Raw genomic sequence first — 20,196 nt, forward strand, 5'->3', positions numbered from 1 at the left:
GCCCAGCCCTTCTGGGGCACAAGCGAGTTGAGCAGGGATACTTAAAACGGGATCAAGCTATGTAAACGTCAAGCGATATGAAGCAACTCGATGGCCAGCAGGTGCTGGAGCTGGAACGGCTGGCGCGCCGCGATGGCTCGGGGATCAGCCTTGAGCAGGTGCTGGGGCCCTGGGAGCTGCATCAGCTCTGGAGCCGGGAGCAGGCCACACCCCAGGCGCCACAGGCGGCCCTGCTGCGCCTGCTGAGGGCCAGCCTCACCATCAGCCCCAGCTCCCCAAACCCAGAAGCCCCGCTGCAGCTGGCCAACAGCGTGCGCTTCGGTTCCCTGGAGCTGCGCTTCTGCGGCTGGGGCCGGCTGGCGGGCCGGCGGCCGCTGCTGCAGTTCGGCTTCGAGCAACTGGAGCTGCGGCTGGGTCCGCGGCTGCTACTGCAGCGCTCCCTGCCCGCGGCTGAGCCCAGCCGGCAGCCGTTCTTCGCGCTGATCGCCTGCGGCAGCGATGGCCAGGGCCGCTGGCTGCTGGCCCGGGGCCGCGGCGGCGGCCTGGCCTGCTGGCGCTGCCCCTCAGCAGATGCCTCAGCAGATGCGGGGGAGCAGCTCGCCGCTCAGCGGTAGCAGCAGCCGCTCGGTGCCCAGGGCCGTGGCCAGCAGCACCCGCGCTGCGGCGCCCGCGGGCCGGGGCCGCACCGTGCCGATCCAGGCCGCCCCGGTCGGGTCCGGCAGCGCGCCCAGCACCGCCAGGGCCCGCTCCAGCTGCTCGGCCGGCAGCACCGCCAGAAAGCGCCCCTCATTGGCCAGGTGCAGGGGCTCGAAACCCAGCAGCTCGCAGGTGCGCGCCACCGGCTCGATCACCGGCAGTCGCTCCTCCTGCACGGCGAACTCCAGGCCGGAGGCCTCCGCCAGCTCCACCAGGGCGCTGGCCAGCCCGCCGCGGGTGAGATCGCGCAGGCAGTGGGGGCTGACCCCGGCCTCCAGCAGGGCCGCCACCTGGGGCCACAGCGGCGCACAGTCGCTCAGCACCGGCGGCTGCAGATCGAGCCCATGGCGGGCCGCCAGGATCGCCACGCCGTGGCGGCCCAGATCACCGCTCACCAGCAGGGCATCGCCGGGCCGGATCGCCGCCGGGGTGATGGGCTCGGCGGCCTCGATCGCGCCGATGCCGCTGGTGCTGATGAACAGGCGGTCGGCCTTGCCCCGCTCCACCACCTTCGTGTCGCCGGTCACGATGCTCAGCCCGCAGGCGCTCGCCGCCGCCGCCATCGAGGCCACCATGCGCCGCAACAGCTCCAGCGGCAGGCCCTCCTCCAGGATCAGGGCCACGCTCAGGTGCCGCGGCCGGGCACCGGCCATGGCCAGATCGTTGGCGGTGCCCACCACCGCCAGGCGGCCGATGTCGCCACCGGGAAACTCCAGCGGCTGCACCACGTAGGAGTCGCTGGTGAAGGCCAGCCGGCCCGGGGGCATGGCCAGGCTGGCGGCATCGTGCAACACCGGGGCCGGCTCGCCGTAGAGGGGCAGCAGCTCGGTGCGGATCAGCTCCTGCATCAGGCTGCCGCCGCCGCCGTGGGCCAGCTGGATCCGCTCGGTCATCGGGCTCGGGCGCTGGGCGGGCTGGGCCTGGTCGGAGAATGGCAGATCCGCAGAGCGATCCGCTGCCGATGGCGAAGGCCGCCCCCTTTCGCGCCCTGCGCACCGCCCTGGCCCCCCTGGCCCTGCTCAGCGGAGCCAAGTCGTTCCGCGACAACCCCGTGCTCGGCAGCCGGCGCCTGAACCGCCTCGGCCTGCACGTGGGCCGCATCCGCCTGGCCGACGCGATCACCGCCCAGCGGCGCTGGCGCCTGGGCCGGCGCATCACGGCCGCCGACCGGCAGCACTACGCCGAGCAGGGCTACGTGATCCGCGAGAACCTGCTGCCCCCCGAGCAGTTCGAGGCCCTGCGCCGGGAGATCTTCGGCAGCGCGTGGCCGCGGCTGGAGATGCGCCAGGGCAATGCCATCACCCGCCGGGTCCCCCTCGATCGCGCCCGTCTGCGCGGCAGCCACCCCGAGCTGGAGCGGTTGCTGGCCAGCCGCGAGATCCGCAACCTGATCCGCTACGTGGCCGGCACCGGCGCCGAGCCGATCTTCTCGCTGCAGGCGATCCTGGCCGGGCTGCCCAGGGACCGGCCCGATCCCCAGGCCAGCCTCCACGCCGACACCTTCCACTCGCTCGCCAAGGCCTGGTTCTTCCTGCACGACGTGGCCGAGGACGAGGGGCCCTTCGCCTACGTTCCCGGCTCCCACCGCATGACCCGCGAGCGGCTGGCCTGGGAGCGGCGCCAGAGCCTGGAGGCCGCCGAGCATCCGGTCACCTATCACGCCCGCGGCTCCTTCCGGGTGGGGCCGGAGGATCTGGCCGCCATGGGGCTGCCGCAGCCGCGCCGCTTCGCGGTGAAGGCCAACACCCTGGTGATCGCCGACACCCGCGGCTTCCACGGCCGCACCGCCAGCCACCACCCCACCTGCCGGGTGGAGATCTACGCGGCCCTGCGCCGCAACCCCTACCTACCCTGGAACGGCCTTGATCCCCTGGCCCTGCCCTGGGTGCGCGACCGCATCGGCAGCCTGCAGCTGGCGGCCCTGCAGCGGCTGCAGCCGCTGGGGCTGGCCAAGATGCCCTGGAAGCCGGCTGGTCAGGGCCCGATCGACGCCGGCCTGTAGCGGTGGTAGGCGGCGCAGGCCCCCTCGCTCGACACCATCGGCGCCCCCAGGGGATGGTCGGGCGTGCAGGTGCTGCCGAAGGCGGGGCAGTCGGGCGGGCTGGCCTGGCCGCGCAGGATGGCGCCGGCGATGCACACAGAGTCACGGGCTGCGCCACCCCCTCCCACAGCGCTGAAGGCGCGATCCACCCCGAAGCGTTCGCGGGCATCGAGGCGGCGGTAGGCGCCGCGCAGGGCCAGCCCGCCGCCGGCCAGCACCCCCAGGCCCCGCCAGGGCTGGTCCACCACCGCGAACACCGCCTCCATCTGGCGCTGGGCGGCGGCATTGCCCTCAGGCCGCACCACCCGCCCGTAGGCGTTCACCACCTCGGCGCTGCCGGCCTCCAGCTGGCGCACGCAGGCCAGCAGGCCGGCCATCACGTCGGCGGGCTCGAAGCCCGTCATCACCACCGGCAGCCGGTGGCGCTGCACCAGCCGGTGCAGTTCCGCCAGGCCCATCACCGTGCCCACATGGCCGGCGGCCAGAAACCCCTGCACCCGGTTGCCGGGGTCGCTCAGGATCGTGGCCATGGCCGGCACCACGCGCACGTGGGCCACCAGCAGCGACAGGTTGGGGAGCCCCAGGGCCAGGGCCTGGCGGGCGAGCAGCGCCGTGGCGGGGGCGGTGGTTTCGAAGCCCACGGCCAGAAACACCACCTGGCGCTCGGGGTGGCTGGCGGCCAGCTCCAGGGCCTGCAGCGGTGAGGTGAGCAGGCGCACGTCGCCACCGGCGGCCCGCACGCCGAGCAGATCGTCGCCGGGGTCGCTGCCCGGCACCCGCAGCATGTCGCCGTAGGAGCAGAGGATCACCTCCGGCCGCCGCGCCAGCTCCAGGGCGGCATCGATGGTGGCGGCGGGCGTCACACACACCGGACAGCCGGGCCCGTGGATCAGCTCCACCCCCGGCGGCAGCAACTGATCCAGGCCCCAGCGCACGATCGCGTGGGTCTGGCCGCCGCACACCTCCATCAGGGTCCAGGGCCGGGTGGTGATGGCAACCAGCTCGGCGGCCAGCTCGGCCACACGCGCGGCGGCAGAGGCCACCGGCCGTGGCGGGATGGTGGACGTCATGGCCGGTAGCTCTGCAGCACGCGCATGTACTGGGCGCGCTCGTATTCGCCCGGATTGGCGCAGCGCAGCTGGCTCATGCTGCCGGTGAGCTCCGCCAGGGAGCTGTAGTCGTGCTCCATCAGCCAGGTGCTGAGCTCATCCTCGATGCCGCGCAGGCGCTCGGGCCCGTGGCGCAGCAGGGCCGCCACCATCTGGGTGGCGCAGGCGCCGGCCATCAGCAGCCGCACCACGTCGGTGCCGCGCGACACACCGCCACTGGCGATCAGGTCGAGGGGCTCGCGGCCGTGCAGCAGGGCGATCCAGCGCAGCGGCAGGCGCAGGTCGTGGGGGGTGGAGAGCAGCAGGTTGGGGCGCACCTCCAGCTCCTCGATGTCGATGTCGGGCTGGTAGAAGCGGTTGAACAGCACCAGCCCGTCGGCGCCGGCCGCCCCCAGCCGCCGCACCATGGCGCGCAGGTTGGTGAAGTAGGGGCTGAGCTTCACCGCCAGGGGCAGCCGCACCTCGGCACGCACCTCGCGCACGATCTCCTCCACCTGGGTTTCGATCGCCTCGCTGCTCAGCTCCGGGTCGGTGGGCAGGTCGTAGATGTTGAGCTCCAGGGCGTGGGCGCCGGCCGCCTCGATGCGCCGCGCCGTTTCCACCCAGCGGCCGGGGTGGTTGCCGTTGAGGCTGGCGATCACCGGGATCTGCAGCCAGCGGCGGGCCTGCTCGATCAGCTGCAGGTAGAGGTCCTGGCCCTGATGCAGCACGGCGGTGTCGGGCAGGTAGCTGAGGGCCTCGCCGTAGCTCTCGGCGCCGTGGCTGGCATGCCAGTTGAGATCGAGCTGTTCCTGCTCGATCTGCTCCTCGAACAGCGAGTGCAGCACGATCGCCGAAGCCCCATGGCGCTCCAGCTCCTGCAGCTGCTCCACGTGCTCGCTGAGGGGCCAGGCGGCGCCCACCACCAGGGGGGTGCGCAGGGGCAGGCCGAGGTAGGTGGTGCTGAGGTCCACGGCGGTGTTCACGCTCATGACGCACCTCCCGGCTCGCTGCCGTCGTCGGTGCCCTGGCCGGCGAGGGCGCGGAAGGCGGCCCAGCGGCGGTCGAGCTCCACCTGGGCGGCGCGGCCCAGCTCCCGGGCCCGCTCGGGCTGGCTGTAGCGCAGCATCCGGAAGCGGTTTTCCGCGGCCATGCCCTCCTCCAGCTTGCGCCGCGGCGCCGGACTGTCCAGCTGCAGGGGGTTCTCGCCCCGCTCGGTGCGGCGCGGGTCGTAGCGGTAGAGCAGCCAGCGGCCGGTGTCCACCGCCAGCTTCTGGTGACCCATGCCCCTGGCCATGTCGATGCCGTGGGCGATGCAGTGGGAGTAGGCCAGGATCAGCGACGGCCCCGGGTAGCTCTCGGCCTCCAGGAAGGCGCGGATGGTGTGCTCGTCGCGGGCGCCCATGGCCACGCTGGCCACGTAGATGGTGCCGTAGGTCATGGCCATCAGGCCCAGGTCCTTCTTGCCGGCTGGCTTGCCGGAGGCGGCAAACTTGGCCACCGCCCCCAGCGGCGTGGCCTTGGAGGCCTGGCCGCCGGTGTTGGAGTACACCTCGGTGTCGAGCACCAGGGCGTTGACGTCGCGGCCGGCGGCGAGCACGTGGTCGAGGCCGCCGAAGCCGATGTCGTAGGCCCAGCCGTCGCCGCCCACCAGCCACACGCTCTTCTTCACCAGGGCATCGGCCAGCTCCAGCAGCCGGCGGGCCGCATCTGCGCTGCCATTCGCTGCTGTGTCGGGTGCTGCGGTGCCATCCGCCAGCACGGCATCCAGGCGCTGCTTCAGCGCCGTCACCCGCTCACGCTGCTCGGCGATGCCGGCCTCATCGCCCTGGTCGGCGTCGCGCAGGCCGTCCACCAGGGCCGGCGGCAGCTGCTCGCTCGGCAGCCAGCTCGCCAGGGCCTGCAACAGATCGAGCGCCATCTGGCGCTGCTGATCCAGCGCCACACGCATGCCGAAGCCGAACTCGGCGTTGTCCTCGAACAGCGAATTGCTCCAGGCCGGGCCCCGGCCCTCGCCGTTGGCGCTCCAGGGGGTGGTGGGCAGGTTGCCGCCGTAGATCGAGCTGCAGCCGGTGGCGTTGGCGATCAGCATGCGGTCGCCGAACAGCTGGCTGGCGAGCTTGAGGTAGGGCGTTTCGCCGCAGCCGGCGCAGGCCCCGGAGAACTCGAACAGGGGCTGCTGCAGCTGCTGCTGGCCGATCTTGTGCAGGTTGAGCCCGCCCCGCGGCGCTTCCGGCAGCTGCAGGAAGAAGTCCCAGTTGGCCCGGGCCTGCTCCCGCAGGGGCCGCTGCGGGGCCATGTTCAGCGCCTTGCGCTTCGGCTCACTGCGGTCGCGCGCCGGGCACACCTCCACGCAGAGGTCGCAGCCGGTGCAGTCCTCCGCCGCCACCTGGATGGTGAACGTCTGGCCGTCGAAGGCGTGATCGCGAGCCGGAGCGGTGCGGAAGCCCTCCGGCGCGGCCCCGAAGGCCTGGGGTTCGGCCACCTTGGCGCGGATCACGGCGTGGGGGCACACCATCACGCACTTGCCGCACTGCACGCACAGGTCGCTCTCCCACACCGGCACCTCGGCGGCGATGTTGCGCTTCTCCCAGCGGGAGGTGCCCACCGGCCAGGTGCCATCGCAGGGCAGGGCGCTCACCGGCAGCGCATCGCCGCGGCGCTCCAGCATCGGCGCGATCACATCCCGCACGAAGGCCGGCGCCTGCTCCAGCCGCTCGGCCATGGAGGGCTCGGCGGCGGCTCCAGCCACGCCGGCATCGGCAGCCGCCGCGGCCTGGCTTGCGACGGCATCGAGCTGCCGCCAGTCGAGTTCATGGAGATGGTCGAGGCTGGCGTCGAGGGCGGCCAGGTTCATGGCCACCACCGCCTCCCCCTTGCGCCCGTAGGTCTTGCGGATCGAGGCGCGGATGCGCTCGATCGCCTCCTCGCGGGGCAGCACGCCGCTGACCGCGAAGAACCCCGCCTGCATGACGGTGTTGATGCGCGAGCCCATGCCGGCGTCGCGGGCCACACCGCTGGCGTCGATCACCCACACCCGCAGCTGCTGCTCGCGGATCTGCCCGCGCAGGCTCTGCGGCAGGCGGCTCCAGCTCTCGGCGGGCGCATAGGGACTGTTGAGCAGGAACACCCCGCCGGGCTCGATGCCGGCGAGCAGGTCGAAGCGGCCCAGGAAATCCCACTGGTGGCAGGCCACGAAGGTGGGGCGCTGGATCAGGTAGGTGGAGCGGATCGGCCGGGGCCCGAAGCGCAGGTGCGACACCGTGACCGAACCGGATTTCTTCGAGTCGTAGACGAAATAGCCCTGGGCAAACAGATCAGTGCCCTCGCCGATGATCTTGATCGCCGCCTTGTTGGCCCCCACGGTGCCGTCGGAGCCCAGGCCGTAGAACACAGCGCGTACCTCGCCGCCCGTGCCAGCGCTGCCGCCCTCGCCATCACCGCCGCCGGCCAGGGGCCGCTCGGTGACGAAGCTCTCGTCCAGCGGCAGCGAGAGGTGGGTGAGGTCGTCGTCGATGCCCACGGTGAAGTGGTTGAGCACCGCCCCGCCCACCAGAGCGCCCTTGAGGTGATCGGCCACCGCCTTCACCATCGCCGGAGTGAACTCCTTGGAGGAGAGGCCGTAGCGGCCCCCCACCACCTTCGGCAGCGGCACCGCGCCGCCCCCGCCGTGCACGGCGAGCCACTGCTCGGCGATGGCGGTGAGCACATCGAGGTAGAGGGGTTCACCGCTGGCGCCGGGGTCCTTGCAGCGATCGAGCACGGCGATCGCCCGGGTGCTGGCCGGCAGGGCCTCCACCAGCAGGCGCGCGGAGAAGGGCCGGAACAGGCGCACCTTCAGCAGCCCCACCCGCTCGCCGGCGGCCTGCAGCACCTCAAGCGTTTCCTCGGCCGTTTCGCAGCCCGAGCCCATCAACACCAGCACCCGCTCGGCATCGACCGGCCCCACGTAGTCGTAGGGGCGGTAGTGGCGGCCGCTGAGCTCACCGAAGCGCTCCATCGCCTCCAGCACGTGGCCGGGCGCGTCGTCGTAGAAGCGGTTCACCGATTCCCGCGCCTGGAAATACACATCTGGGTTCTGGGCGGTGCCGCGGATCACCGGACGGTCGGGCGTGAGGGCCCGGGCCCGGTGGGCGCTGATCTCGGCCTCGGGGATCAGCTGGCGGAGCAGGTGGTCGCTGAGGGGGTGCAGCTTCTGGATCTCGTGGGAGGTGCGGAAGCCGTCGAACATGTGCAGGAACGGCAGACGGCTGCGCAGGCTGGCGCGGGTGGCGATGGCGGCGAAGTCGCCCGCCTCCTGCACCGAGGCCGAACAGAGCACGGCGCAGCCCGTGCCGCGGGTGGCCATCACGTCGCTGTGGTCGCCGAAGATCGACAGCCCCTGGGCCGCCAGGGAGCGGGCGGCCACGTGCAGCACCACCGGTGTGAGTTCCCCCGCCAGCTTGTAGAGGTTGGGGATCATCAGCAGCAGCCCCTGGCTGGCCGTGAAGGTGGTGGTGAGGGAGCCGGCCTGCAGGGCGCCATGCACGGTGCCGGCGGCCCCGGCCTCGCTCTGCAGTTCCACCACCGCGGGCACCGAGCCCCAGAGATTGGGCCGGCCCTCACTCGCCCAGGCGTCGGCCCATTCCCCCATCGCCGAGGCGGGGGTGATCGGGTAGATGGCGATCACCTCGTTGAGGCGGTAGGCCACCAGCGCCACGGCCTCGTTGCCGTCCACCGTGATCGTGGCAGTGGTGGCGGTGGCGTCAGTGCCGGGGCTGAACTGGGTGGCCGTCATCGGAGCGGGGGGCGGAGGGCTGGCTGGCTGAGCTGGGGTGCGAACGACGATCCGCCGGCCAGGGGGGGTCGTCGTCCTCGACCAGGCTCAGGGCCACCCCCACGTGCACCAGCACCCGATCGCCCACCACCGCCTCCGGCAGGCAGGCCAGGCTCACCTGCTGGCGCACGCCGCCGAAGTCCACCTCGGCGCAGCGCCAGAGGGAATCGGCCGCCGCTGCCGCCCCAGCCGCCCCATCAGCCGCTCTGGTCCCGGCTGGGGGTTGGCCGTCGCTGATCACCAGGATCACTCCGGGCGTGGCCAGACACATCGGGACCGAAAGCGGAGTGCGGGGAGCGCGGATCTGGGTGCGGATCCAAGTGCGGATCTAGGTGAGGATCTAGGTGGTGCACAGCGGGGGCTCCCGATTTCGTTATAGGCATGCGCTTCAGGGCTGCCCACAGCTGACCCAGGGCCAGCCCGCCGTCGTTACACGGCAGTTGTAAAGACCAGCAGGGCTCCAGGCCGGCGGCCCGCAGGCCGGCGATGCAGCCCTCCAGCAGCAGGGCGTTCTGGAAGCAGCCGCCGGCCAGGGCCAGCCGCCGGCAGCCGCTGGCCTCGGCCGCCCGCCGCGCCGCCGCTACCAGCGACTCCACCAGCGCGGCATGGAAACCGGCCGCCAGGGGGCCCGCCTCCTCCCCGGCGGCCCGGGCCGCCAGCAGCTGGCGCAGCAACGGCTCCCAGTTGAGCCAGCCCAGGGGCAGATCCGGGGCCGGCACCAGGGAGAGCGTGGGCAGCGGCGCCGGCTGCTTGCTCCAGCGCCGCGCCAGGCCCTCCAGCAGCAGCCCACTCTCCCCCTCGAAGCTCTGCTCCTGCACCACCCCCATCAGGGAAGCGATGGCGTCGAACAGCCGCCCCAGGGCCGAACTCAGCGGGGCGTTGCAGCCGCTGGCCACCGCCACCGCCAGCAGCCGGCAGGCGTCGGCGCTGAACGCCTGGCGGCAGGCGGCCGCACCGGGGTGATCGAGCAGCGCCGGATCGGCCGCCAGCAGCAGCCCCAGGGCAGCGCGGCGCGACTCGCGCATCGCCCGCTCACCGCCGGGCAGCGGGAAGGGCCGCAGGCAGGCCAGCCGCTGGGCAGCGGCATCGGGGCCATCGAGCAGCAGCAGCTCCCCACCCCAGAGCTGGTGTCCCGGGCCGGGGCTGTAGCCCAGACCATCGGCGGCCCACACCAGCAGGGGACCATCGAGGCCGTGCTCGGCCGCCACCGCCAGGCCATGGGCCCGGTGGTGCTGCACCAGCTGCAGGGGCAGGCCATGACGCCGCGCCAGCAACTCCCCCAGCGCCCGGCCCACGGTGCCGGGATGGGCGTCGCCCACCAGCTCCTCCAACGGCGCCTCAGCGTCGTCTGTGCCGTTAGCGAAGCGTTGCAGCAGGTCCTCCAGCCCCGCCTCCAGCGCCCGCTGCTGGCGGGCCCCGGCCAGGTCGCCCTGGTAGGGCGCCACCCAGATCCGCCCGTGCCGGGCGAGGGCCGGTGCCGCCTTGAGGTCGCCGCCCAGGGCCAGCACGGTGACATCGGCAGTCGGTGGGGCCGGCAGCTCCAGGGGCGCCGGGGCGTAGCCGCGGGCCCGGCGCAGCAGCACCGGCCGGCCGTCGATCAGCTGGGCCAGGGAGTCGTCGAGGGGGCGGGCGACGGGGCGGTTGTGCACCAGAAAGCCATCGGCGATGGCGCCCAGACGCTGGCGGGCCTCCAGGGGATCGATGCACAGCGGCTCACCGCTGGGATTGCCGCTGGTGGCCACCAACGGCCGCCCCACCGCCTCCACCAGCAGCTGGTGCAAGGGCGAGGCGGGCAGCATCACCCCCAGGGCCGCACTGCCCGGCGCCACAGCGTCGGCCATCACCGCGTCGGCAGCGGCAGCCGCAGCAGCGTGGCGGCGGCGCAGCAGCACGATCGGGGCGGCCGGCGCGCTCAGCAGCTGCCGCTCGGCCTCGCCGATCTGCACCTGGGCCTCCAGCCAGGCCGGCTCGGCCACCAGCAGGGCGAAGGGCTTGGCGGGGCGCCGCTTGCGCCGCCGGAGCCGCTCCACCGCCTGCGGCTGGGTGGCATCCACCAGCAGCTGGAATCCCCCCACCCCCTGTAGGGCCAGGATCGCGCCGCCGCGCAGCAGGCGGGCCGCCGCGGTGATCGGGTCCTCCTCCGGCTCGTCGGCACCACCGGCAGGCGCGCTGAGGTGGGCTCCATCAGCGGCGAGCAGCTGCAGGCGCGGCCCGCAGGCCGGGCAGCCGATGGTTTCGGCGTGAAAACGGCGATCGGCGGGATCCTCGAACTCCCGCCTGCAGGCAGGGCAGAGCGGAAACGCCGCCAGGGTGGTGTGGGCGCGGGCGAAGGGCTCGGCGGTGGCGATCGAATAGCGCGGGCCGCAGGCGCTGCAGCTGATGAACGGGTAGCGGTGGCGGCGGCCGCTGGGATCGGCCAGCTCGGCGCGGCAGGCGGGGCAGGGGGCCAGATCGGCCACCAGCGCCGGAGCGATCAGGCCGACGCCCAGGGGCCGGGGGGCCGCCGCGGCGATGCGCAGGCCGGCGGGCCGCCGCGGCCGGGCGGGCAACCAGCGCGGCCGCAGGGGCTCCAGGCGGGCCGGGGCCGGCAGCTCGGTGCGCAGGCCGCGCAGGAAGCGCTGCAGGGCGCGGCGCTCACCCTGCAGGTCGATGCGCACCGCACCGGCCACGTTCTCCACCTCCCCCACCAGCGCATACCGGCTGGCCAGGCGATGCACGAACGGCCGGAAGCCCACCCCCTGCACGGTGCCGCGGCAGTGCAGCAGCAAGCGGGCCTGCTCGGCCATGGGGCGGGCTCAGGCCGGGACCGGCGAAGCAAGGGCCGGCGCCACCAGGCCGGCGGCGATGGCCTCGCGCAGGGCGGCCATGCCCGCGCCCGTGCGGGCCGACACCTCCACGATCCGGGCGGCCGGCGCCACCTGGGCGATGTGGCGATGGGCGTGCTCGCGCTGAAACTCCACCGCCTCGGCCAGGTCGATCTTGTTGATCACCACCACATCGGCGCTGTGGAACATGGCCGGGTATTTGAGGGGTTTGTCCTCCCCTTCGGTGACGGCCAGCAGCACCAGCCGCAGGCTCTCGCCCAGGTCGTAGGCGGCCGGGCACACGAGGTTGCCCACGTTCTCGATCAGCAGCAGCTCCAGGGCGGCCAGATCGAGGCGATCGAGGGCGGGCTCCAGCATCGAGGCCTCCAGGTGGCAGGCCTGGCCGGTGGTGATCTGCACTGCCTCGATGCCGGCGGCGCGCAGGCGGCGGGCGTCGTTGTCGGTGGCCAGATCACCCACGATCGCCCCCAGCCGGCCGCTGCCGCTCCAGTCGCGCCCCAGCCGTTCCAGCAGGGCCGTTTTGCCCGAACCGGGGGAGGAGAGCAGGTTGAGCACTGGCAGGCCGGCCGCCGCGAAGCGCCGGCGCAGGCCGGCGGCATGGGCGTCGTTGTGGGAGAGCAGGGCCTGGCCCAGCTCCAGGCGCCGGGCGCCGGGGAGCGGCGCCTCGATCACCGGCTCGCTCTGGCCGCAGTTGCAGGTGGTGCACATCTCAGCAAGCTCCCAGCAGGGGTGTCAGCAGTGTTCCGGATCGGCCAGCTCGAGGGAGGCCAGCTGCAGCTCCCGGCCCCGCAGCAGCTGGCGGCTGATGGCGCCACAGCGGGGGCACTCGCACACTCCATCCTGGGCAGGAAACGGCGCCTGGCAACCAGCGCAGAAACATTCCGCCGCCACCGCCTCGATCGCCAGCCGCGCGCCGGCGGCGGCGGTGCCCACCATCACCACCTCGAAGGCCAGGGCGAGGGCGTCGGACTCCACCCCGGCCAGGCTGCCGATGCGCAGGGTGATGGCGGTGATCACGCCGCCGCCGTGGCGCTCGGCCTGGGCCAGCGCCTGATCGCGCACCGCTTCCATGATGCTGAGTTCATGCATCGGCGTTCAGGGAGCGGCGTTCAGGCAGCGGCGGCCGGGCTCTCCAGCCACTGTTGCAGCAGATCCCGGGCAGCAGGCAGCGAGGCCAGCAATGGCGCCGAGAGTGTGCTGCCGTGGGCGAATCCGTAGGCCGGCACCCGCAGCAACGCCGCGCTGGGGGCACGGCCATAGAGGGCAGCGGTGATCGCCAGCAGCTGGGCGGGGTCGAGGTGATGGCTGGTGCCGCTGCCGTCGCCAGCCACCTCGGGCGCTATCGGGTCGAGCCGGGGTCGGGACGGAGGAGCGTCGTCGGCCTGGCCGGGCACCAGCCAGGCATCAATGAACAGCACCCGCTGCAGCGGCGCCAGCTCGGCGGCCAGTTCGGGCGTGAGCTGATGCACGCAGCGGCCGCCCACCCGCTCGGCCAGCAGGGCACCCACGCCGTCGTCACCCCGCAGGGGGTTGCCGATGCCGATCACCAGGCATTGGGGTGGCGCTGAAGAAACGCTCAAAGCAGGCAGTGGGAAGCTGGTTTCATGGGGCTGAGGCCCGAAACCTTGGCATCCCGGCAAAGACCAGCAGAAGAACGAGGTAGACCGAGCCCGACACCTTGTCTCGGCTGGCGATGAACTCCGCGGGGGGCAACCCTTGCACCACGGTGGCCAGTGCCAATTCCGCCACAATCATCAGGCCCAAGGCCAGCACGCCTGCGAACAAGGACCGGCCCGGAGAGCCAACCTCTGGGAATTGGCGAAGGATGACTCCCGCGGCGACGTAGATGACCATCGTCATGATGGGCATCTCTGCCAGTTCCGCCCAGCGCCTGCCGATGCGTGGCACGAGAAACGGAACCCTGATCATGCCAAGAGTAAATCCCGCGCCCAGCACCATGGCGAAGTAAGCGAGGGCGGCTTGAATGGTCTTTACCAAGGCAATCCAGGACAGGTACATTGCTGACGAGCTCTTTCGTGAGACCCAATGCTTTTAACCAGCCGCTGACGAAGGAGGTCGGCTGCATTTGATTGCTAGCCGCCAAACCTCGGTCATCCAATCTCAAAAGACGCTGCACCAAAGATACGATAGAATGGCATATCAGGAAACTCTCCTGTATACATTCGGGCAGTTTCAAATGAAACTAGCATTTTATATTTCTCCGCCAATGCAACAGCAGCTTAATTGACTACCGGTGTATCTAGGAAAATCAGTTCTGACAAACGTGTTGTGGCTTTTAAGGCTAGAAAAAGGGATTCGGCTAATTCCGGATTGTCCGCAAAGAGTGGCCCAATCTTGCAACCCTTGCGGCATTTGCGTATGACACCATAGCCAGCCAGCTTGCCATTCTTCGTGATTCCCAGCGCATGGCATTCAGGCTGGCTGATCCATGCTTTGGTAAACTGAGACCTGTTTGCAGGAAAGAATTGTTGATCGTATGCATCAATGGTTTCGAAAGGTAATGTGGAAAGGCCTACAATCCCTGAGCTTTTGAGAGGGCTGCCGCCACCAGTCCCTTGGTAGCGGATGTTGCGATAGGCCAGCTTAAAACCAGACCTTTTGTAGTTTTCCTGCTGAGCCACGACACCATCAAGACCTATATTCAGGCCTTTAAGATATTTAAGCCCTGCATTCCAGATTTGAATCCCATATCCTTTGCCACGGTATTCAGGCTTGACAATGTAGAATCCGATAAAGCCAAATGAGTTACCGTATTTGATTGCGGAGATTGTGGCAATGGGTTCGCTACCAAGAAGACCAATAAGAAAACCATTTGGATCGGCTTGACAGTAACAGTCAGCATCGCGGATGCCTGGATTCCAGCCCTCCTTTGCGGCCCATTCAATCGCAATGTCTATTTCTTTTCGGTTCATTGTCTTGATTGTATAGTTTTTGTTTTGCATTAAATTTCTCCTCAGAAATCTAAGGTGATTTGGCGGCTAACGCTCGCCATCACCTGGCTGCAAGGAGTGCTTCATGAAGAAGAGAACCTCACGGCGGCGGCTCAGGTGCATGGCGGTGTTAGCTGACCAGTGCCTTTGCCTGGTGCGCTGGAGCACCACAAAGCAGGCCTTCCACACTTAAATCCTCATCAACATCTGGCCAGTGGATTCCATAGCCGGACCCAGCAATCTCCCAGTTTTCACGCTCCTGGGAAGTTGCATGCAGAAGCCTCGGGAACCAAGCCAACGGCACCGAGATAGATCGACCATCAGCTAGGTCGACGATCAGCCTGTCCTCTGTCAAGGCAACGTCAGTGACCTGCTCTCCAGGGTTAGCCATATGAACATGGGGAGGCTCGTTTGGCTCGTGACTGTAGAAGTAGACCCTGTAAGGACCGCTTCTGAGGATTGTCGGCATCCGAAATCGCACTATCACACCGACGATACCAACCACGGCCTTCCTGTGCAGCTAACGCCAATTGAACGGACCTGTATAAATCCCCCACCCATCTCTCTTCAGCTGCATAAGAGAGCAAAAACCTCAGAGCAACATGTCCAAAGCCCTTCTGGCGCAACGCTTCCTTGGTGGGCGCTTCAAAATCCAAGCTACTTATGCGGACCCGTATAAAACCTACGTGCACACACAACACCTCAGCCCTGCCGCTCAGCCTCGCAGCCGCTCCGCCACCAACCCACCCGCAGCATCGCGCAACTCGATGTGCAGCGGCATCTGGCCGGCGGCGTGGGTGCTGCAGCTCAGGCAGGGGTCGAAACAGCGGATGCCCGCCTCCACCCGGTTCAGCAGGGGCTCGGGGATCTCGGCACCATCGGCCACCGGCTCGGTGATGAACTCCCGGGCGATCTGGGCCACGGTGCGGTTCATCGCCAGGTTGTTCTGACCGGTGGCGATGATCAGGTTCACCCGGGTGATCAGGCCGTCGTCGTCCACGCAGTAGTGGTGAAACAGGGTGCCTCGCGGTGCCTCGCTCACCCCCACCGCCTCGTTGGCGTTGAGGTCGGCGCGGGCGCGGATGCGGTCGGTCATCAGGCTGTCGTCCACCACCAGCTGCTCGATCCCCTCCAGGCAGGCCACGATCTCCACCAGCCGGGCGTGGTGGAAGGCAAACGAGGAGGTCACGATCCGGCCACCGCTCTCCGCGGTGCCGCTGCGCTGGCGGAACTCGGCCAGCTCGGCATCGGCCCAGTCGCTGCCCATCGACTCGCACACGTTCAGCCGCGCCAGCGGCCCCACCCGGTAGATCCCCTCGGGATAGCCCAGGGGCTTGTAATAGGGAAACTTGAGATAACTCCAGCTCTCCACCGCCTCGCCCAGGTAGCTGGCGTAGTCGTCTTCCGAGAGGTCATCGGCCACGATCCGGCCGTCGCTGTCGATGAAGCGGATCAGGCCATCGATGCACTCCCAGCGCCCGCCCGGCCCCACCAGGCCCATGAACAGCGACGGGAAATCACCGAAGGTGCTCTGCTCCCGCTGCAGCGGCCCATCCAGCAGCTGTTTGTAGAGCTGCAGGGCCGTGGCCACCGTGGCCTTCGCCTCCGGCAGGCGCTCCAGGATCCACTCCCTGGCCTCTGCGCTCAGGGGCGTGCGCACCCCGCCGGGCACCGCCCAGGCGGAGTGGATCTTGCGGCCCCCCAGCAGTTCCAGCACCTGCTGGCCGAACTGGCGCAGGCGGATGCCGGCGCGGGCCAGATCCGGGTCGGCCGCCATCAGGCCGAACACATTGCGCCGCGCCGGATCACTCTCCCAGCCCAGCAGGAAATCAGGGCTGCTGAGGTGAAAGAACGAGAGCGCGTGGCTCTGGCAGAGCTGGGCCAGGTTGAGCAGCCGCCGCAGCTTGCGGGCCGCCGGCGGCGGCTGCACCGCCAGCAGCTTGTCGCCCGTTTTCGCCGCCGCCAGCAGGTGGCTCACCGGGCAGATGCCGCAGATGCGGGCGGTGATGCCGGCCATCTCGGTGAACGGCCGGCCCTCGCAGAAGGTTTCGAAGCCGCGATACTCCACCACGTGGAAGCGGGCATCGGCCAGCCGCCCCGCCTCATCCAGATGGAGCGTGATCTTGGCGTGACCCTCGATGCGGGTCACAGGATCGATCGTGATCGTGCGTGTCATGGGGGGGCCTCAGCCGAACTGCAACATCGCCGTGCCTTCCATCGCCGGCGTCTCGCCCCGCAGCAGCGGTTCGATGGCGGCGCGGATGCGCTCCGCCGAAGGCGGGCACCCGGGCAGGTAGAGATCCACCGGGATCACCTCGTGGAGGGGCCGCACCCGCTCCAGCAGCTCCGGCACGATGCCGGGGGCATGGGGGTGCTGGGCGCCGATATCCGCCAGTTCCAGGTAGCTCCGGTCGAGCACGCTCTGGCGGCTGCCGCCATCCACATCGGCCCAGAGGTTGCGCAGGGCCGGCACGTTGCCGGTCACGGCGCAGTCGCCGAAGGAGATCACCAGGCGGGTGCGCTGGCGCAGCTGCAGGGCCAGCTCCAGGTTGTCCACGTTGGCCACCGCCCCCTCCACCAGGCACACGTCCACCTGCTCGGGATAGGTCTTGAGGTCGCTGGCCACCGGCGAAAACACCACGTCCACGTGCTCGGCCAGCTCGAACAGCCACTCATCGAGATCGAGGAACGACATGTGGCAGCCGCTGCAGCCGGCCAGCCACACGGTGGCGAAGCGCAGTTTTTTCGAAGGGGTCGTCATCGTTGCCTCACGGGTGCTGGTGCTGTCACTGGTTCTGCCACTGGTGTTGCTCGCGGGCGCTGCGCAGCAGCTGGGGCCGCTCCCGGTTCGCCTCCTTCTCGGCGGTGGTGTCGTCCTTGCGGAAGATCGCGCCGGTGGGGCACACGTCCACACACTTGCCGCAGGAGGTGCAGGCCTGCACCTCGCCCCAGGGCTGATCGAGGCCGGCGATGATCGAGCACTCGCCGCCGCGGTTGGCCACGTCCCACACGTGGGCGCCCTCGATCTCATCGCACACCCGCACGCAGCGGGTGCAGAGGATGCAGCGGTGGTGGTCGATCGCGAAGCGGGGGTGGGAGGCGTCCACCCGGCGGTTGGGGTACTGGTAGGGGAAGCGGGAGTGGTCCATCCCCACCGCCACCGCCACGTCCTGCAGCTCGCAGTTGCCGTTGGCCACGCAGAAGGCGCACACATGGTTGCCCTCCGCGAAGAACAGCTCCACCGCCATGCGTCGGTAGTGCTGCAGCTGCGGCGTCTGGGTGAGCACCGCCATGCCCTCGCCGGCGGCGGTGGCACAGGCGGGTTGAAGATGGCCGCTGGTTTCCATCTCCACCAGGCAGAGCCGGCAGGCACCCACCGGGCTGAGGCCATCGAGATGGCAGAGGGTGGGCAGCTCCACGCCGGCGGCGCGCACCGCATCCAGCAGGGTGGCCCCCTCGGGCACCGCCACCTCCATGCCATCCACGGTGAGGGTGTGCACGCTCATCGGGTCACCTCCTGCAGAACGCAGGCATCAAGGGGTTCGCACTGGTCGGGGTCGCGGCAGGCCGCCTGATACTCCTGCCGGAAATAGCGCAGGGTGCTGAGCACGGGGTTCGGGGCCGCCTGGCCCAGGCCGCAGAGGCTGGTGGCCCCCACCATCGTGCACAGCTCCTCGAGCCGCTCCAGGTCGGCCAGGGTGGCCCGCCGCTCCACGAAGCGATCCAGCAGGTGGGCCAGCTGCACGGTGCCGGCGCGGCAGGGGACGCACTTGCCGCAGCTCTCGTTCACGCTGAAGCGCATGAAGTGGCGGGCCACCTCCGGCATGGAGGTGGTTTCGCCCATCACCACCAGGCCGCCCGACCCCATCATCGAACCCAGGGCCTTGAGGCTCTCGTAGTCCACCGGGGTGTCGAGCAGGTGGGCCGGGATGCAGCCGCCGGAGGGGCCGCCGGTCTGCACCGCCTTGACGCCGCCGTCGGGCCCATCAGCTCCGGGCACGCCGCCGCCGATGGTCTGCACCACCGTGCGCAGGGTGGTGCCCATCGGCACCTCCACCAGGCCGGTGTTGGCCACCGCCCCGGAGAGGGCGAACACCTTGGTGCCCTTGCTGCCCTCGGTGCCGATGGACGCATACCAGTCGCCGCCCTCGCGCAGGATCACCGGAATCGAGGTGAGGGTTTCCACGTTGTTGATCAGGGTGGGGGCATCCCACAGGCCCTTCTGGGCCGGGTAGGGCGGCCGCGGCCGGGGCGTGCCGCGCTGCCCCTGGATCGAGGCCAGCAGCGCCGTTTCCTCCCCGCACACGTAGGCGCCGGCGCCCACCCGCACCTCCAGGCGCAGGTTGAAGCTGCTGCCGGCGATGCCGGACCCCAGCAGCCCCTTGCCGCGGGCCTGGCGCAGGGCCAGCCGCAGGCGCTCGATCGCCAGCGGATATTCCGCCCGCACATACACATAGCCCTGCTCGGCGCCCACGGCATAGGCGGCGATCGCCATGCCCTCGATCAGCCGGTGGGGATCGCTCTCCAGCACGCTGCGGTCCATGAAGGCGCCGGGGTCGCCCTCATCGGCGTTGCACACCACGTAGCGGGGGCCGGGTGGCTGCAGGGCCACCGTGTCCCACTTCAGGCCGCTGGGATAACCGGCGCCACCGCGGCCGCGCAGGCCACTGCGCTTCACCTGGTCGCGCACCTGCTCGGGGGTGCACTCCAGCAGCACCCGCCGCAGCTGGGCATAGGTGCCGTGGGCCAGGGCGTCGTCGATCGACTCCGGGTTCACCACCCCGCAGCCCTCCAGCACCACCGGCTTCTGCAGGGCGAAGAAGGGATGGGCGGGATCGAGGCGCTGGGCGGTCGGCGCCTCCCCCAGGCCGGTGGCGGCCGCCAGCAGGGCCGGCGCCTGCTCGGGCGTGAGCTCGGCGTAGAGCTCAGTGCTGCCGGCGGAAGGCTCCTGGCCGTCCCCACCCCTGCGGTCGAGGGCCACCAGCGGGCCGCGACCGCACAGCCGCAGGCAACCCACCGGCTTGATCGTCACCGCCTCGGCGGCGCCGCCGAGCTGGTCGCGGGCGGCGAGCAGGGCCGCCTGCAGGGCCGCGGAGCCGGCGGAGCGGCAGCCGCTGGCGGCGCAGCAGCGCAATTGCAACTGGGGAGTGGCGGCCATCACGAGGCTCCGTTGGGGTCAGGATCCGCCGCGGCCGTCAGCCCCAGGGCGTCGAGGCGGGCGTCCAGGGCGGCCGGATCGTCCATCGGCAGGCGTGGTTCCAGCTGGCCGTCCACCACCAGCACCGGCGCCTGGCCGCAGGCCCCCAGGCAGCTCACGTGCTCCAGGGCCCAGGTGCCGTTGCCGGCGGGATCATCGAGCCGCAGCCCCAGGCGCCCCTCGATCCGCTCCGCCAGATCCCCGCCGCCCTTCACGAAGCAGGCGGTGCCGAGGCACACCGCACAGCGGTGGGCTGTGGGGGCCTCCAGCCGGAACAGGTGGTAAAAGCTGGCCACCCCGTGCACCCGCGAGAGGGGCAGCTTCAGCTCCCGCGCCACCTGGGCCAGGGCCCCAGGCGGCAGGTAGCCGTAGATCTCCTGCACCTGGTGCAGCACCTCGATCAGGGCGTCGGAGCGGCCACGCTGCTGGCGGATCAGCCGCGTGGTGCGCTCCACCGCCTGGGGCGGCAACGCCTCAGGCGGGCGGGGCGGCGCTGCGGGTGGGGCGGTCATCGGCTGCGGGCAGACAGACGCGGGGCGCGCGCTGGTCGCGCCGCTCACTCCTGCCTAGCCAGCGCCGGCG

General features: G+C 70.5%; 19 protein-coding genes. 2 read left to right on the forward strand and 17 right to left on the reverse strand.

Annotated elements, in window-relative coordinates; genetic code table 11:
• Nucleotides 1-77: 77 nt before the first annotated feature.
• On the forward strand, nt 78-614 hold the full coding sequence (locus KBY96_RS02285) for a hypothetical protein (RefSeq protein ID WP_254977562.1): 537 nt from the start codon (nt 78-80) through the stop codon (nt 612-614).
• On the opposite strand, the gene hypE is transcribed toward KBY96_RS02285, so the two are convergent.
• Nucleotides 576-1,589, reverse strand: coding sequence for a hydrogenase expression/formation protein HypE (gene hypE / locus KBY96_RS02290; protein WP_254977563.1), 1,014 nt, complete (start codon nt 1,587-1,589; stop codon nt 576-578). The two genes, KBY96_RS02285 and hypE, sit on opposite strands and share 39 nt — an antisense overlap.
• Before the next feature lie 68 nt (nt 1,590-1,657).
• Here hypE and KBY96_RS02295 point away from each other — a divergent pair, with 68 nt between their 5' ends.
• Nucleotides 1,658-2,698 carry a phytanoyl-CoA dioxygenase family protein gene (locus KBY96_RS02295; RefSeq protein WP_254977564.1) on the forward strand — a complete coding sequence of 347 codons (1,041 nt, stop codon included), beginning with the start codon at nt 1,658-1,660 and terminating at the stop codon, nt 2,696-2,698.
• On the opposite strand, the gene hypD is transcribed toward KBY96_RS02295, so the two are convergent.
• The 16 genes from hypD to KBY96_RS02375 all read right to left on the reverse strand — a co-directional run bounded on the left by hypD (nt 2,671) and on the right by KBY96_RS02375 (nt 20,126).
• Complete coding sequence (gene hypD, locus KBY96_RS02300) at nt 2,671-3,807, reverse strand: hydrogenase formation protein HypD (RefSeq protein ID WP_254977565.1); 1,137 nt, start codon at nt 3,805-3,807, stop codon at nt 2,671-2,673. The two genes, KBY96_RS02295 and hypD, sit on opposite strands and share 28 nt — an antisense overlap.
• Nucleotides 3,804-4,817 carry a dihydroorotate dehydrogenase-like protein gene (locus KBY96_RS02305; RefSeq protein ID WP_254977566.1) on the reverse strand — a complete coding sequence of 338 codons (1,014 nt, stop codon included), beginning with the start codon at nt 4,815-4,817 and terminating at the stop codon, nt 3,804-3,806. The genes hypD and KBY96_RS02305 overlap by 4 nt, the downstream gene beginning before the upstream one ends.
• Nucleotides 4,814-8,602, reverse strand: a complete 3,789-nt coding sequence (gene nifJ / locus KBY96_RS02310; protein ID WP_254977567.1) for a pyruvate:ferredoxin (flavodoxin) oxidoreductase — start codon at nt 8,600-8,602, stop codon at nt 4,814-4,816. The genes KBY96_RS02305 and nifJ overlap by 4 nt, the downstream gene beginning before the upstream one ends.
• Nucleotides 8,571-8,882, reverse strand: a complete 312-nt coding sequence (locus tag KBY96_RS02315) for a HypC/HybG/HupF family hydrogenase formation chaperone (RefSeq protein WP_254977568.1) — start codon at nt 8,880-8,882, stop codon at nt 8,571-8,573. Before KBY96_RS02315 ends, nifJ begins: the two co-directional genes overlap by 32 nt.
• On the reverse strand, nt 8,839-11,427 hold the full coding sequence (hypF, locus tag KBY96_RS02320; protein ID WP_254977569.1) for a carbamoyltransferase HypF: 2,589 nt from the start codon (nt 11,425-11,427) through the stop codon (nt 8,839-8,841). Before hypF ends, KBY96_RS02315 begins: the two co-directional genes overlap by 44 nt.
• Nucleotides 11,428-11,436: 9 nt before the next feature.
• Nucleotides 11,437-12,174, reverse strand: coding sequence for a hydrogenase nickel incorporation protein HypB (gene hypB, locus KBY96_RS02325; RefSeq protein WP_254977570.1), 738 nt, complete (start codon nt 12,172-12,174; stop codon nt 11,437-11,439).
• A 24-nt stretch (nt 12,175-12,198) separates the two neighbouring features.
• A complete protein-coding gene (gene hypA / locus KBY96_RS02330) occupies nt 12,199-12,555 on the reverse strand; it encodes a hydrogenase maturation nickel metallochaperone HypA (protein WP_254977571.1) in 357 nt (118 codons plus the stop codon).
• A gap of 20 nt (nt 12,556-12,575) precedes the next feature.
• On the reverse strand, nt 12,576-13,046 hold the full coding sequence (locus KBY96_RS02335; protein ID WP_254977572.1) for a hydrogenase maturation protease: 471 nt from the start codon (nt 13,044-13,046) through the stop codon (nt 12,576-12,578).
• A 22-nt stretch (nt 13,047-13,068) separates the two neighbouring features.
• Nucleotides 13,069-13,485 (reverse strand): hypothetical protein, encoded by a 417-nt coding sequence (locus KBY96_RS02340; protein WP_254977573.1) that lies wholly within the window; start codon nt 13,483-13,485, stop codon nt 13,069-13,071.
• Between the two features lie 221 nt (nt 13,486-13,706).
• On the reverse strand, nt 13,707-14,429 hold the full coding sequence (locus tag KBY96_RS02345) for a GNAT family N-acetyltransferase (RefSeq protein ID WP_254977574.1): 723 nt from the start codon (nt 14,427-14,429) through the stop codon (nt 13,707-13,709).
• 118 nt (nt 14,430-14,547) lie between these two features.
• The gene (locus tag KBY96_RS02350) at nt 14,548-14,886 is read right to left on the reverse strand and encodes a DUF2442 domain-containing protein (RefSeq protein ID WP_254977575.1); all 339 of its coding nucleotides are present in this window, start codon (nt 14,884-14,886) and stop codon (nt 14,548-14,550) included.
• 246 nt (nt 14,887-15,132) lie between these two features.
• Nucleotides 15,133-16,593 carry a Ni/Fe hydrogenase subunit alpha gene (locus KBY96_RS02355; protein ID WP_254977576.1) on the reverse strand — a complete coding sequence of 487 codons (1,461 nt, stop codon included), beginning with the start codon at nt 16,591-16,593 and terminating at the stop codon, nt 15,133-15,135.
• Between the two features lie 9 nt (nt 16,594-16,602).
• A complete protein-coding gene (locus KBY96_RS02360; protein WP_254977577.1) occupies nt 16,603-17,178 on the reverse strand; it encodes an oxidoreductase in 576 nt (191 codons plus the stop codon).
• 25 nt (nt 17,179-17,203) lie between these two features.
• Entirely contained in the window at nt 17,204-17,923 is a 720-nt protein-coding gene (hoxU, locus tag KBY96_RS02365; RefSeq protein ID WP_254977578.1) for a bidirectional hydrogenase complex protein HoxU, read from the reverse strand.
• Nucleotides 17,920-19,575 carry a NuoF family protein gene (locus tag KBY96_RS02370; protein WP_254977579.1) on the reverse strand — a complete coding sequence of 552 codons (1,656 nt, stop codon included), beginning with the start codon at nt 19,573-19,575 and terminating at the stop codon, nt 17,920-17,922. Before KBY96_RS02370 ends, hoxU begins: the two co-directional genes overlap by 4 nt.
• Complete coding sequence (locus tag KBY96_RS02375) at nt 19,575-20,126, reverse strand: NAD(P)H-dependent oxidoreductase subunit E (protein ID WP_254977580.1); 552 nt, start codon at nt 20,124-20,126, stop codon at nt 19,575-19,577. Before KBY96_RS02375 ends, KBY96_RS02370 begins: the two co-directional genes overlap by 1 nt.
• Nucleotides 20,127-20,196 lie beyond the last annotated feature (70 nt).

The organism is Cyanobium sp. ATX 6A2, assembly GCF_024346355.1.
Taxonomy (GTDB): domain Bacteria; phylum Cyanobacteriota; class Cyanobacteriia; order PCC-6307; family Cyanobiaceae; genus NIES-981.